Source organism: Roseateles sp. (assembly GCF_047654785.1).
GTDB lineage: Bacteria > Pseudomonadota > Gammaproteobacteria > Burkholderiales > Burkholderiaceae_C > Pelomonas.
In genome coordinates this window covers 339081-352750 of the sequence record NZ_JASGKQ010000002.1, presented here as the reverse complement: position 1 = coordinate 352750, position 13670 = coordinate 339081, and the positions used below count along the sequence as shown (strand labels likewise).

At 71.5% G+C, this 13670-nt stretch carries 14 protein-coding genes; 10 read left to right on the top strand and 4 right to left on the bottom strand.

Translation table 11 applies throughout. The features are described 5' to 3' along the window. Window positions 1–160: 160 nt before the first annotated feature. Entirely contained in the window at window positions 161–394 is a 234-nt protein-coding gene (locus tag QM788_RS06285) for a DUF2805 domain-containing protein (protein WP_415660625.1), read from the bottom strand. Between the two features lie 32 nt (window positions 395–426). Further along, entirely contained in the window at window positions 427–1689 is a 1263-nt protein-coding gene (locus QM788_RS06280) for an acyl-CoA dehydrogenase family protein (RefSeq protein WP_415660624.1), read from the bottom strand. Between the two features lie 179 nt (window positions 1690–1868). Between QM788_RS06280 and QM788_RS06275 the strand changes: the two genes are divergently transcribed. Continuing rightward, on the top strand, window positions 1869–3338 hold the full coding sequence (locus QM788_RS06275) for a diguanylate cyclase domain-containing protein (RefSeq protein WP_415660623.1): 1470 nt from the start codon (window positions 1869–1871) through the stop codon (window positions 3336–3338). Between the two features lie 57 nt (window positions 3339–3395). On the opposite strand, the gene QM788_RS06270 is transcribed toward QM788_RS06275, so the two are convergent. Then, complete coding sequence (locus QM788_RS06270) at window positions 3396–5387, bottom strand: cation:proton antiporter (RefSeq protein WP_415660622.1); 1992 nt, start codon at window positions 5385–5387, stop codon at window positions 3396–3398. A 137-nt stretch (window positions 5388–5524) separates the two neighbouring features. On the opposite strand from QM788_RS06270, the gene QM788_RS06265 reads away from it, so the two are divergent. The 9 genes from QM788_RS06265 to QM788_RS06225 all read left to right on the top strand — a co-directional run bounded on the left by QM788_RS06265 (window position 5525) and on the right by QM788_RS06225 (window position 13182). After that, window positions 5525–6136, top strand: a complete 612-nt coding sequence (locus tag QM788_RS06265) for a hypothetical protein (RefSeq protein WP_415660621.1) — start codon at window positions 5525–5527, stop codon at window positions 6134–6136. Between the two features lie 8 nt (window positions 6137–6144). Beyond that, a complete protein-coding gene (locus QM788_RS06260) occupies window positions 6145–6738 on the top strand; it encodes a hypothetical protein (protein ID WP_415660620.1) in 594 nt (197 codons plus the stop codon). Window positions 6739–6939: 201 nt separating this feature from the next. Next, window positions 6940–8211, top strand: coding sequence for a Glu/Leu/Phe/Val family dehydrogenase (locus tag QM788_RS06255; protein WP_415660619.1), 1272 nt, complete (start codon window positions 6940–6942; stop codon window positions 8209–8211). 160 nt (window positions 8212–8371) lie between these two features. Beyond that, a complete protein-coding gene (locus tag QM788_RS06250) occupies window positions 8372–8929 on the top strand; it encodes a DUF2242 domain-containing protein (protein WP_415660618.1) in 558 nt (185 codons plus the stop codon). A gap of 68 nt (window positions 8930–8997) precedes the next feature. Then, window positions 8998–9597, top strand: coding sequence for a glutathione transferase GstA (gene gstA / locus QM788_RS06245; RefSeq protein WP_415660617.1), 600 nt, complete (start codon window positions 8998–9000; stop codon window positions 9595–9597). Window positions 9598–9702: 105 nt separating this feature from the next. Continuing rightward, window positions 9703–10224 (top strand): superoxide dismutase [Cu-Zn] SodC, encoded by a 522-nt coding sequence (gene sodC / locus QM788_RS06240; RefSeq protein WP_415660616.1) that lies wholly within the window; start codon window positions 9703–9705, stop codon window positions 10222–10224. A 67-nt stretch (window positions 10225–10291) separates the two neighbouring features. Beyond that, a complete protein-coding gene (locus QM788_RS06235; RefSeq protein ID WP_415660615.1) occupies window positions 10292–12523 on the top strand; it encodes a helicase-related protein in 2232 nt (743 codons plus the stop codon). A 25-nt stretch (window positions 12524–12548) separates the two neighbouring features. Beyond that, window positions 12549–12875 carry a type II toxin-antitoxin system RelE/ParE family toxin gene (locus QM788_RS06230; protein WP_415660614.1) on the top strand — a complete coding sequence of 109 codons (327 nt, stop codon included), beginning with the start codon at window positions 12549–12551 and terminating at the stop codon, window positions 12873–12875. After that, complete coding sequence (locus QM788_RS06225; RefSeq protein WP_415660613.1) at window positions 12868–13182, top strand: helix-turn-helix transcriptional regulator; 315 nt, start codon at window positions 12868–12870, stop codon at window positions 13180–13182. Before QM788_RS06230 ends, QM788_RS06225 begins: the two co-directional genes overlap by 8 nt. Before the next feature lie 19 nt (window positions 13183–13201). On the opposite strand, the gene QM788_RS06220 is transcribed toward QM788_RS06225, so the two are convergent. Then, window positions 13202–13582 (bottom strand): hypothetical protein, encoded by a 381-nt coding sequence (locus tag QM788_RS06220; protein WP_415660612.1) that lies wholly within the window; start codon window positions 13580–13582, stop codon window positions 13202–13204. Window positions 13583–13670: the final 88 nt, after the last annotated feature.

Genomic DNA, 13670 nt, shown 5'->3' with positions numbered 1-13670 from the left:
GCTTTCTGCATCGCCACCCCGGGTATCCCCGGACTTCGCGGCGCCCGCTCCCAGGGCGAGCGGCGGCCCGGCATCGCCGCGCGGCACGCGCAGGCCGGCCGCGCGCGCCGCGCACTGATGCGTTTGCGCGACGGCGGCCGGGTGGTGTCAGGGGAGGGCTTCAGCGCCCGTGCGGCCAGGTGGCGCGCTTGGTGGGCGCCTTGGCGGCCTTGCCGCGCGCGGCCCAGAGCTTGTAGGCGGCCGGCGTCAGCTCGCGCTTGAGCAGCGCCACCAGCTCGCCGTGGCCGATGCCGTGCTCCAGCAGCACGCGGGGGTAGGGCGGCGCGTCGTCCCAGGCGGTGGCGATGACGCGCCGGGTGGCTTCGGCGCTGAGTCGGGGGGCGGTCTTGGCCATGGGCGCATTGTGGCCGCGCGCCCCCGGCACGCTCAGGCGCCGCGCGTGATGGGCATGCGCACGCTGTCGGCTGGCAGCTTCATGTGCCGGGCCAGCTCCAGCTTGGCCAGCGAGTTGCGGTGCACCTCGTCCGGGCCGTCGGCCAGGCGCAGCGTGCGCTGGTGCGCCCACATCATCGCCAGCGGCGTGTCGTCGCTGACGCCCATCGCGCCGAACACCTGGATGGCCCAGTCGATCACCTGCAGCGCCATGTTGGGCGCGACGATCTTGATCATCGCGATCTCGGCCTTGGCGACCTTGTTGCCCACCGTGTCCATCATGTAGGCGGCCTTGAGCGTCAGCAAACGGGCCTGCTCGATCATGCAGCGCGCCTCGGCGATGCGCTCCTGCGTGACGGTCTGCTGGGCGATGGTCTTGCCGAACGCGGTGCGCGCGATGGCGCGCTGGCACAGCAGCTCCAGCGCGCGCTCGGCCGCGCCGATGGAGCGCATGCAGTGGTGGATGCGGCCCGGGCCGAGGCGGCCCTGCGCGATCTCGAAGCCGCGGCCCTCGCCCAGCAGCAGGTTGCCCGCCGGCACGCGCACGTCCTTCAGCGCCACTTCCATGTGGCCGTGCGGCGCGTCGTCGTAGCCGAACACCGACAGCGGGCGCAGCACCGTGATGCCGGGCGCGTTGGCCGGCACGACGATCATGGACTGCTGCTCGTGGCGGCCGGCCTCGGGGTTGGTCTTGCCCATGACGATGTAGACGGCGCAGCGCGGGTCGCCCGCGCCGCTGCTCCACCACTTGCGGCCGTTGATGACGTAGTGGTCGCCGTCGCGCTCGATGCGGCATTCGATGTTGGTCGCGTCGCTGGAGGCGACGGCCGGCTCGGTCATCAGGAAGGCCGAGCGGATCTCGCCGCGCAGCAGCGCCTCCAACCATTCGTCCTTCAGCGGCTCCGACGCATAGCGCTCCAGCGTCTCCATGTTGCCGGTGTCCGGCGCGGAGCAGTTGAAGACCTCGGGCGCCCAGGGCACGCGGCCCATGATCTCGCACAGCGGCGCGTATTCCAGGTTGCTCAGCCCCTCCGGCGCGCGGCTGGACTTGGGCAGGAACAGGTTCCACAGCCCGGCCGCGCGGGCCTTGGGCTTGAGCTCCTCGATGACCTTCGTGGGCAGCCAGGCGTTACCGGCGCGGCGGTTGGCGGCCACTTCGTCGAGGTAGCGCTTTTCGTTGGGATAGATGTGTTCGTCGAAGAAGGCGAGCAGCCGCTCGCGCATCTGCATGACCTTGGGGCTGTAGTCGAAGTTCATGGCCGCTCCTGGTGGAATGGCGCCAGTTTGGCCCAGGAGCGCGGCGGCGCTTGTCGCCGACGCATCAACACGGCCGGGGCGGGGAAGCGGCAAAACCGCACGGCCGCGCCGCCCCACGGCGGGGCCGCCGTTGATAGGCTTGCCGCCCCCCTTCACCGTGTCCCGGGACCGAACCTGACGTGACGCCTGCCGCACTCGTGCGCCCGCTGCTGCTGGGGCTGCCGGCCTTGCTGGCGGCCGGCGCCTGCGTGCTGCTGGACGCATCCACCGGCGCCACCGCGCTGGCCGTGGGCCTGGCCGCCTTCGCCCCCACGCTGCACGGCCTGCTGAATGCGGAGCGGCGGCGCACGGCGGCGGCGGCGCGCTCCAAGGCCTTCGCGCAGGCGCTGATCGACGCCATCCCCGATCCCACCTACGTCAAGCAGCGCGGCGGCCGCTATGTGATGGTCAACGAGGCCTTCGCCCGCTACCACGGCATGGACAAGGACGAGGTGCTGGCCGGCCCGCTCGCCAGCCGGCCCGAGGGCCGGGCCAACCGCACGCTGTCGCTGGAGGAGGACGAGCGCATCCTGGCCGGCGCCGAGCTGCGCAAGGAGGAGCACACCGTCCGGCAGCTGACCGGCGAGGAGGTGTTCCGCATCGTCAGCAAGCGCCGCAGCGTCTACCTGGACGGCCAGCCGGCCGTCGTCGGCATCGACCACCACGTCACGGAATGGCGCGTCGCGGAGCGCGGGCTGAAGCAGGCGCTGGAGCGCGAGGTGGCGCTGCGCAAGCGCACCGAGCAGTTCGTGCAGGACCTCATCGACCTGCTGCCCGACGCCATCCACATCAAGGACGCGCAGAGCCGCCTGGTGATGGTGAACGCGGCGGCGGCCCGCATCCGCGGCACGAGCAAGCAGGCGCTGATCGGCCTGGACGGCCGCGACCTGGCGCCGCGCCCCGAGGTGGGCGAGCTGTCCATGGGCGAGGACCAGCGCGTGCTGCAGGGCGAGGAGATCGTCAAGGAGGAGCAGGGCGTGCTGCCGGCCACCGGCGAGGAGTGCTTCCGCGTGGTGTTCAAGCGGCGCTGCATCAACGTGGACGGCCAGCCGGTGGTGGTGTCCATCCAGCACTACATCACCGAATGGCGCCAGGCCGAGCGCGAGCTGAACCGGCTGGCCCAGGAGGATGCGCTGACCGGCATCGCCAACCGCCGCTGCTTCAGCGCCGAGGCCGGGCGCGCGATGCACGCGGCCGAGCGGCATGGCGGCGCGCTGACGCTGCTGCTGGCGGACCTGGACGACTTCAAGCGCATCAACGACCGGTTCGGCCACAACGTGGGCGACGAGGTGCTGGTGGAGCTGGCGCGGCGCCTGCGCGAGGTGCTGCGCAAGTCCGACCTGGGCGGCCGCTGGGGCGGCGAGGAATTCATCGCGCTGCTGCACGGCCCGCCCGAGACGGCCCGCAGGTTTGCCGAGCGGCTGCGCCGGGCCGTGGCGGACACGCCCTTCGCCACGTCGGCCGGCCCGCTGCCGGTCACGCTCAGCGGCGGCTGGAGCGGCCTGCGGCCGGGCGACACGCTGTCGGCCCTGGTGGCGCGCGCCGACGCGGCGCTCTACCTCGCCAAGCGGCAGGGCCGCAACCGCATGCTGGGCGAGCCGCCGGCGTAGCCGAGGCGGCCCTCGGCTATTTCACCTTCACCAGGTCGAGGCCCGCGCCTCCGGCGCTCACCCCACCAGCAGCTTCTCTTCCGCCAGCGCCAGCGCCTCGGGCCGGCCGCTGATGACCAGCGTGTCGCCGCCGGCCAGCAGCGCGCCGTCCACCCGCAGGCCCTTGCCGTTGGCGCGCCGCAGCGACACCACGGCGACGCCCACCGCGTGCAGCGCCAGCGCGTCCAGCGCCTGGCCCGCATGCGGGCTGGCGGCGGGCAGCGTGACGGAGGCGAGGCGGGCCTGGTCGAGTTCGTCGGCGGTGTCGTCGTCGGCGCCGTGGAAGTAGCCGCGCAGCAGCCCGTAGCGCTTGTCGCGCGCGTCGCGCGTGATGCGGATGACGCGGCGCATCGGCACGCCCACCAGCGCCAGCGCGTGCGAGGCCAGCATCAGCGAACCCTCGATGGCCTCGGGCACCACCTCGGTGGCGCCGGCGGCCTTGAGCCGCTCCAGGTCGGCGTCGTCGAGGGTGCGCACGACCACCGGCACGCGCGGCGCGTGGGCCTGCACCAGGTGCAGGATCTTCAGCGCCGACGGCGTGTCGTGGTAGCTGACGACCACCGCGCTGGCGCGCGCCAGGCCGGCGGCCATCAGGCTCTGCACCTTGGCCGCGTCGCCGAACACCACGCTCTGCCCCGCCGCCGCGGCCTGGCGCACGCGGTCGGGGTCCAGGTCCAGCGCCATGTAGGGGATGCGCTCGCCCTCCAGCAGCCGCGCCAGGTTCTGGCCCGAGCGGCCGTAGCCGCAGATGATGACGTGCGCCTCGGACTGGATGCTCTTCTTGGCGATGCTGGTCAGCTGCACCGACTGCATCAGCCAGTCGCTGCGGGACAGCGTCATGACGATGCGGTTGCTGTACAGGATCAGCACCGGCGTGATCAGCATGGACAGCACCATGCTGGCCAGCACGGGGCTGACCCACTGCGGCGCCACGAGGCCGTGCTGCGCGCCCAGCGTCAGCAGCACGAAGCCGAACTCGCCCGCCTGCGCCAGGTACAGGCCGGTGCGCAGCGCCACGCCCGGCGGCTGGCGGAACAGCCGCACCAGCGCGGCCGTCAGCGCGAACTTGGCGCCCACCGGCAGCACCGTCAGCAGGATGACCAGCCACCAGTGCTGCACCAGCGGATGCCAGTCCAGCTTCATGCCGATGGTGATGAAGAACAGGCCCAGCAGCACGTCGTGGAAGGGGCGGATGTCGGTCTCCACCTGGTGGCGGTACTCGGTCTCCGAGATCAGCATGCCGGCCACGAACGCGCCCAGCGCCAGGCTCAGCCCCGCGTGCTCGGTCAGCCAGGCCAGGCCCAGCGTGACGAGCAGCAGGTTCAGCATGAACAGCTCCTCGCTCTTGCGCCGGGCCACCAGCGTCAGCCACCAGCGCATGGCCTTCTGGCCGCCGTACAGCAGCAGGCCAAGCACCACGGCCGCCTTCAGGCCGGCCACGGCCAGCGCATGCGCCATCTCGCTGCCGCTGCTGTTGAGCGCCGGGATCAGCACCAGCAGCGGCACCACGGCCAGGTCCTGGAACAGCAGCACGCCCATCACCAGCCGGCCGTGCGGGCTCTCCACCTCCAGCCGCTCGACCATCAGCTTGACGACGATGGCCGTGGAGCTCATGGCCATCGCCGCGCCCAGCACCAGCGCGCCCTGCCACGGCATCTGCCACGCCCGGCCCAGCATCGCGAAGCCCCAGACCAGCAGCGCATTGCCGGCCAGCGCGCCCAGCACCGTCAGCACCACCTGGGCCATGCCGATGCCGAACACCGCCGTCTTCAGCGCGCGCAGCTTGGGCAGGTTGAAGTCCAGCCCGATCGAGAACATCAGGAAGACGACGCCGAACTCCGCCAGGTACTGGATGCTGGCCGAGTCCTGCGCCACCGCCAGCGCATTGGGGCCGATGACCACGCCCACCACCAGGTAGCCCAGCATGGGCGGCAGCTTCAGCGAGCGGCAGGCGACGACGCCCAGCACGGCGGCCACCAGGTAGAGCAGGGCGAGATCGAGGGAGGTCATCGGGGGGCGATGGTATGCGGGCCCCGGGATAGCTCGGGGAACGAATCGCCCAGTTAGCTCCCTATAGTCGCCCGGCCGCGCGGAGCCGGCCTGCCAAGGCCGCCGGGCCGCATATTCGTACTTCAGGGAGATGACCCATGTTCACGTTGAAACACCGGGCGCAGCGAGCCGCGCTCGGCATGTTGCTCGCCGCCACGACCCTGCTCGGGGGTTGCGCCAGCATCTATCTGGATGGCACCACCAAGGAAGTTCCGACCGAGCAGTTCAAGAAGCCGGCCAGCCCTGCGCCCGTCCAGGTGCTGTTCGACTTCCAGACCAAGGGCGTCGCCAATGCGCACGCGACCGAGTTCCTGCGCGAGAAGGTCATCGCCCAGGTCAAATCCAGCGGCCTGTTCAGTGACGTCGGTGCTGCCGTCGTGCCCAGCGGCGCCGTGCTGAGCATCACCCTCAACAACGTGCCGCTGACTGACAACGCGTTTTCCAAGGGCTTCGTGACCGGCCTCACCTTTGGCCTCGCCGGCTCGCAGGTGTCGGACGGCTACGTCTGTACCGCCTCCTACCGTGCAACTGGCGACGCGACGCCAGTCGTCGCGCAGGCCCGGCATGCCATTCACACGACCATGGGCGCCGCCGCCACACCGGGCAATGCCGTGAAGATGGCCAGCCTCGACGAAGCCGCCATCCAGATGACCCGCCAGGTCGTCAGCAAGACGCTGAACGACCTGTCCCACGACGCCAACTTCAAGTGAGCCGCACCATGCCCCGATTCGACCTTTCCCGCGCCGCCGCACAACGGCTCATCCTGGCTGGAGTGCTGGCCGTCCTGACCGGCTGTGCGACGGTGAAGATGCCCGCCCCCACGCCCAGCGCTGCCAACGCCGAGAAACTGCGCGCCACCAAGCTGGCACCCGCCCAGCTCGGCAGCTTCAAGCTGGCCGCCGGCAAGCCTGCCGACATGGACACGACGTTGGGCGGCCTGCGGGGCTCCTCCCTCAGTCCGGCCAAGGGCAGCTTTGCCGGCCAACTGCGCGACGAAATCGCCGCCGAACTGGGTGCCGCGGGCCTTCTGGACCCCAAGTCCGGCATCGTCATCGAGGGCCAGCTGACCGACAGCATGGTCGATGCCGGCATGAGCACTGGCAAGGGTCGGCTGGCTGCGACCATCCAGGTCCGGCGCGATGGTCAGGTCCGTTTCGACAAGGAGGTCGTCGCCGAGGCCACCTGGGAGTCCTCCTTCGTCGGTGCCGTCGCCCTGCCCGCAGCCATCAACCAGTACGGCGCCCTCTACAAGACACTGGTCGGCAAGCTCTTCGACGATGCCGACTTCAAGCGTGCCCTGACCGCCCAATAGGCGCTCGCGCCTCGACCACGTAAACCGGCTCAGGCCGGTTTTTTGTTGCCTGCATGGTCGGGCTCCCTCGTGAAATTTGCCACCGGAAACCGATGCCATGCGTTGCATGCATGGCCGCATGAACACTTGGCTAGACAAGTCGTTGAGGCAAAGCCGGCCTTCGCGCTACCGTTCGGCCCACTCAAAGTTACGGAGCATTACATGCCCAACCTGTCGTTCGTTTCGCCCACGCGCAACAGCCCGTGGGGGACTTACCTGTCGCAGATCGACGCCGTGGAGCCCTACCTGGGCCACCTCGCCCGCTGGGTCGAGACGCTGCGCCGCCCCAAGCGCGCGCTGATCGTGGACATCCCCATCGAGCTGGACAACGGCACCATCGCCCACTACGAGGGCTACCGGGTGCAGCACAGCCTCACGCGCGGCCCCGGCAAGGGCGGCGTGCGCTACCACCCGGACGTGACGCTGGAAGAGGTGATGGCGCTGTCGGCCTGGATGACGGTGAAGAACGCCGCGGTGAACCTGCCCTACGGCGGCGCCAAGGGCGGCATCCGGCTCGACCCGTCGGTGCTGTCGCTGAAGGAGTTGGAGAAGGTCACGCGCCGCTACACCAGCGAGATCGGCATCATCATCGGCCCCACCCAGGACATCCCGGCCCCCGACGTGAACACCAACGGCCAGATCATGGCCTGGATGATGGACACGTACTCGATGAACGTCGGCGCCACCGCCACCGGCGTCGTCACCGGCAAGCCCATCCCGCTGGGCGGCTCGCTGGGCCGCGTGGCGGCCACCGGCCGCGGCGTGTTCGTCGTCGGCCGCGAGGCCATGCGCCGCCTGAACATCGACATGGCGGGCGCGCGCGTCGCCGTGCAGGGCTTCGGCAACGTGGGCTCCATCGCCGCCAAGCTGTTCGCCGCCAACGGCGCCAAGGTCGTGGCCGTGCAGGACCACACCGGCACCATCGTCAACGAGCGCGGCTTCGACATGCAGAGCCTGCTGGACCACGTGGCCGCCACCCGCGGCGTGGCCGGCTTCAAGGGCGGCGACGCGATCGCCAACGAGGACTTCTGGGACGTCAAGAGCGACGTGGTGATCCCGGCCGCGCTGGAAGGCCAGATCACCGCCGAGCGCGCCCGGCGCCTGCAGACCCGCCTGGTGCTGGAAGGCGCCAACGGCCCCACCACGCCCGACGGCGAGGCCGTGCTGGCCGACCGCGGCATCGTCGTCGTGCCCGACGTGATCGCCAACGCCGGCGGCGTGACGGTGTCCTATTTCGAGTGGGTGCAGGACTTCTCGTCCTTCTTCTGGACCGAGGACGAGATCAACGTGCGCCTGGACAAGATCCTGATCGGCGCGTTCAAGCACATCTGGGAGACGGGCGAGCAGCACCGGATCCCGCTGCGCACGGCCGCCTTCACGGTGGCCTGCACGCGGGTGCTGCAGGCGCGCGAGGAGCGCGGGCTCTACCCCTGAGGCCGCCCGGCGGCCTCACCCCATGGCGCCGGCCCCGTGCGGCCGGCGCCGCCCCACGAGCCGGCGCCTGCCGGCTTTTTTGCGCGCCGGCGGCCGGGGCGGCGGCGCCGATCAGGGGTTTCCCGGAGGGGCTTCGCCCGGCGGCGGAATAATCGCCCCCATGCACCGCACCCGTTTCCTGATCCTGCCGGCCCTCGTCTGCGCGCTGCTGGCCGGCTGCACCGGCATGCCGCGAACGACGGAGAAGTCCCGCAAGGTCTACCAGGGCGAGAGCTTCGCCGCCGAAGAGACCTTTTCGCGGCTGTTCGACGCCAACGCCGAGGCCACCTGCGAAGCCGCCCGCCGCGCGCTGCTGAGCCAGGGCTACGTCATCAGCAAGGCCGATGGCGGCCTGGTGCGCGGCAGCAAGCACTTCCAGCCCGAGGGCGAGGTCCACGTGGAGATCACCTTCAACGTCGTCTGCGTGGGCGACGGCCCCCGCCAGCAGGTGGCCACCGCCTACGTCAGCGCGCAGCAGGACCGCTACGTCCTCAAGAAGAACCCGCAGGCCGCCAGCCTGGGCGTCAGCGCGCTGGGCTCGATCTCGGTGCCGCTGTCGTCCACGGAGGACTCGCTGGTCAAGGTCGCCGCCGAGACCATCCCCGCCGGCGAGTTCTACGACCGCTTCTTCACGCTGATGCAGCGCATGCTGCGCGAGAACGCGCTGCCGGAGCGCTGAAAGACCCCCGCGCACGCGCGGCCACGCACTTGGTTTAGGCTGCGCCGCCCCCTGCAAGGAGAACCCCGATGAAGCTCTATTTCACCCCCGGCGCCTGCTCGCTGTGCCCGCACATCGTGCTGCACGAGGCCGGCCTGGCGGCCGAGACCGTCAAGGTCGACCTGAAGACCCACCGGCTGCCCGACGGCAGCGACTACTACGCCGTCAACCCGCGCGGCTACGTGCCGCTGCTGGAGCTGGACGACGGCCAGCGCCTCACCGAGAACGCCGCCATCGTGCAATACCTGGCCGAGCAGGCCGGCGGCTCCGGGCTGCTGCCGCCGGCAGGCACGCTGGCGCGCACCCGCGTGCAGGAATGGCTGGCCTTCATCGGCACCGAGCTGCACAAGAACTACTCGCCGCTGTTCAACCCGGCCATGCCGGAGGCGGCCAAGGCGCTCTTCAAGGCCAAGCTCATCGACCGCTTCACCTGGGTGGACCAGCAGCTGGCCGGCAAGCCCTACCTGATGGGCGAGGACTTCACGGTGGCCGACGCCTACCTGTTCGTCGTCACCGGCTGGGCCGGCTTCGTCGGCGTGGACCTCGCCGGCCTGCAGACGCTGGCCGCCCACCGCGCGCGCGTGGCCGAGCGGCCAGCCGTGCAGGCCGCGCTGCGCGCCGAGGCCTGAGCCGCCAGGCCCCAGACCGCGCCGGCGCTGTCGCCGCAAGCCGGGACAGGGCCGCCGCGCAGCGGCGCGTAGTCTGGCGCTCCCCCCATCCACAGGAGCATCCGGATGAAGCAAGCCCTCGCGGCCGCCGCCGCCCTGCTGGCCAGCACGCTGGCCCTGTCCGCCGAAACCACCGTCGCCCTGAACCTGGCCGAGAAGCAGGGCGCGGGCGCGCCCGCCGGCACCGTGCGCCTGGTCGAGACGCCCTACGGCCTGGCCTTCTACCCCGCGCTGACGGGCCTGCCGCCCGGCCTGCACGGCTTCCACGTGCACGAGAACGCCTCGTGCGCGCCGGCCGACAGCAACGGCGCCCCGGTGCCCGCGCTGGCGGCCGGCGGCCACCTGGACCCGCAAGCCACCAAGAAGCATGGCGAGCCCTGGGGCGACGGCCACCTGGGCGACCTGCCCGCGCTCTACGTGGCCGCCGACGGCAGCGCCACCTCGCCCGTGCTGGCGCCGCGCCTGAAGCTGGCCGACGTGCGCCAGCGCGCGTTGATGGTCCATGCCGGCGGCGACAACCATGCCGACCACCCGGCCCCGCTGGGCGGCGGCGGCGCGCGCGTGGCCTGCGGGGTGATCGGCGGCTGAACGCGGCGCGGCCCCCCGGGCCGCCGTGCCGGGCGCGCTCGGGCGCGGGCTGTGTTCCACTTCCCCCGTGAAGTCCCCGTCTCCCCATCCGTCCGCTTCCCGGCCGCCCGCGCCGGCCTTTCCCCTCCCCCAACCCGCCCACGCCGCCCGCCTGCCCGCGGGCCTGGCACCCGAGGACTGGGCCCGCATCCGCCAGGCCGCGCACGCGCTGCCGCAGGTGCTGGTGCCCGCCGACCTCGACGGCGGCAGCGACGAGTCGCTGGACCGCCTGGGCTGCATCCAGATCTCCAAGGCCGCCGGCGGCGGCCGGCCCAGCCGCTGGATCCTGCCGGCGCACATCGCCGTCGCGCTGGCGCAGCTGGCCGCCACGCCGCTGGCCAACACGCTGCGCCCGCTGATGCAGCAGCGCCTGCACCAGCTCGAAAGCCTGGGCCTGCGCCGCGAAGGCCTGGTCTTCACGCGGCTGTGCGTGCACCCGATCACGCTGGCCCTGGAGGCCTGGCGCATCGACCTGTCGCACCGCGTGCCGGTGCCGGAAGACCCCGTCTGGGCCTTCTTCCGCGACGGCGACGCGGCCGCGCTGCGGCAGGCGCTGGGCCAGGCGCCCGAATACTCCTACACCGCCGAGCTGGCGCTGCACCTGAACCACCTGGTCGCGCGCAGCGAGGCCATGGGCGACGCGGCCCAGCTCGCCTCGCTGCTGCCGCGCCTGCAGGCCGAGTGCGGCGTGCCCATGCCCTTCGACGAGCTGAAGGCCGCGCTGACCCGCGCGCAGGACCGCTGGGAACAACAGGTCGAGGAGCAGGACGCGCTCTCCAGCCTCGGCCGCGAACTCGCCTTCCAGGGCTACCCGGACAGCTTCGACACCGCGCGCAAGCTCGGCCGCAAGGTCACGCTGTACCTCGGCCCGCCGAACAGCGGCAAGACCTATGCGGCCTTCGAACGCCTGAGCCAGGCGCTGGACGGCGCCTACCTCGCGCCGCTGCGCCTGCTGGCGCTGGAGGGGCGCGACCGGCTCGTCGGCCGCGGCGTGCCCTGCTCGCTGCTGACCGGCGAGGAGCACGTGCCGGCCGCGAACGCGCGCGTCGTCAGCAGCACCATCGAGATGGTCAACACGCGCGACGTGGTGGACGTGGCCGTCATCGACGAGGCGCAGATGATCTTCGACGACTCGCGCGGCTGGGCCTGGACGCAGGCCATCGTCGGCGTGCCGGCGCGCGAGCTCATCATCATCGCGTCGGCCTACGCGGCGCCGGCCATCGAGCGGCTGCTGCAGCTGTGCGGCGAGAAGCCGGAGCGCCGCGTGTTCGAGCGCAAGCAGCACGTGCAACTCATGCCCGCGCCGGTGCCGATGACGCACCTGCAGGCGGGCGATGCGGTGGTGGCCTTCAGCCGCCGCGACGTGCTGATGCTGCGCGACCAGATCTCTCAGGGCGGCCACGCCGTCAGCGTCATCTACGGCGCACTGCCGCCCGAGGTGCGCCGCCGCGAGGCCGAGCGCTTCGCCGTCGGCGCCAGCGACGTGCTGGTCGCCACCGACGCCATCGGCATGGGCCTGAACCTGCCGATCCGCCGCGTGCTGTTCTCGACGCTGACCAAGTTCGACGGCGTCGGCGACCGCGAGCTGTCCGTCAGCGAGGTGCACCAGATCGCCGGCCGCGCGGGCCGCTACGGCATGCACGACGAGGGCTTCGTCAGCGTGCTGAAGGAGGCCGAGGCGGACGCGATGAAGACGCTGCGCAGCCTGTTGCCCAAGGAGCCGCGCGCGCCGCGCGACTTCAAGGCCCCGGTCGCGCCGAACTGGCGGCATGTGCAGACCATCTCGCAGCGCATGGGCGTCAACAAGCTCTACGCGGTGCTGAGCATCTTCATGCAGCAGCTGCGGCTGGACGACGCGCACTTCGCCGTCGCCGAGCTGGAGCAGATGCTGGAGCTGGCCGAGGCGCTGGACCGCAACGCCGCCGCGCTGCCGCTGCAGGAGCGCTTCCGCTACGCGCAGGCGCCGGTGGACTCGCGGCTGCCGATGCTGGTCGAACAGTTCCACGGCTGGGCCACGAACCACGCCCGCAGCGGCCGGGCCGGCGACCCGCACTTCCTCGACGAATACGACCAGCACGGCCGCCTCGACCGCATGGAGCAGGCGCTGCGCATCTGCACGCTGTGGCTGTGGCTGGACCTGCGCTTCCCCGGCGTCTACGGCCACGTCGAGGCCGTCATCGACCTGCGCGGCCGGCTCAACGACGGCATCGAGCGGCAGTTGAAGGGCAAGAAGGCGCTGTGGCAGCGGCGGGGGCGTTGAGTTAGCAAATCCGCTAACATGACGCATGCCCTTCGAGATCAGCTATTTCCACGACCGGGTGCTGGCCGAGATCGAGTCCTGGCCGGTGGAGGTGCTGGCCGATTACGCCCGGCTCGTCGAACTGCTGATGGAACACGGCCCCAGCCTGCGCCTGCCGCACTCGCGCGCCTTCGGCGAGGGCCTGTTCGAACTGCGGCCGCGCGGCCGTGAAGGCATAGGCCGGGCGTTCTACTGTTTTCTCATCGGCAGGCGCGTCGTCGTGCTGCATGCCTTCATCAAGAAATCGCAGCAGACGCCCGACGCTGAACTGAAACTGGCGCGCAAGCGCCTCAAGGAGATGCAGCATGGCTGACCTGAAATACCAGCCCGTTCGCCACGACCACGCCGAATTCCTGTCCAAGGCCAGGCAGCGTGTCGGCTTCGCCGACGCCTACGCTGCACTGGAACTCGAATACGCGCTGGCCAGCCAGATGCTGAAGGCACGCGCCAAGGCGGGCCTGACCCAGGACGCCGTGGCCGAGCGCATGGGCACCACCAAGAGCGCCGTCTCGCGGCTGGAGGCGGCCGGCCGCCATGCGCCGTCGCTGGCGACGCTGAAGAAATACGCCGCCGCCGTGGGCTGCGAGCTGCAAGTGAAGCTGGTGCCGCAGAAACCGTGACGGGCGGTGCGCGCGGGCGCTAAATCGCCAGCAACCGGCGCGCCCAGCGCTCGGCCTCGTCCATGGTTTCGAAGGCCTCGAAGCGCCGCCCGACCTGCGCGAAGGCCTGCGCGGCGCGGGGCAGCATCAGCGTGCGGCCGTCCACGTCCGGCGCCGCCACCCAGGCCGTGCCCAGCAGCGGCAGGCCCAGCGTCACGCCCGCGGCCAGGTGCTCGGACAGCCGCTCCCAGGCGTCCGGCGTGCCGAGCATGGCACCGCGCACCTCGGTGATGTTGACGACGCGCGCGCCCGCCGGCAGGCGGCGGTACAGCGACAGCATTTCCGCAGAGAAGAGGTCGACGCCTTCGCGGTTGAAGGGCCCGTGCGCCAGCACATGGACGATGGCGCCGTCGGCCCACATCTCCGTGCGGCCATGCGGCCGGAACCGGACCGGGCCCGCCGCCGGCGCGGCCTGGCCGGAACGCCATCGCCCATCGCCGCCCGTCATA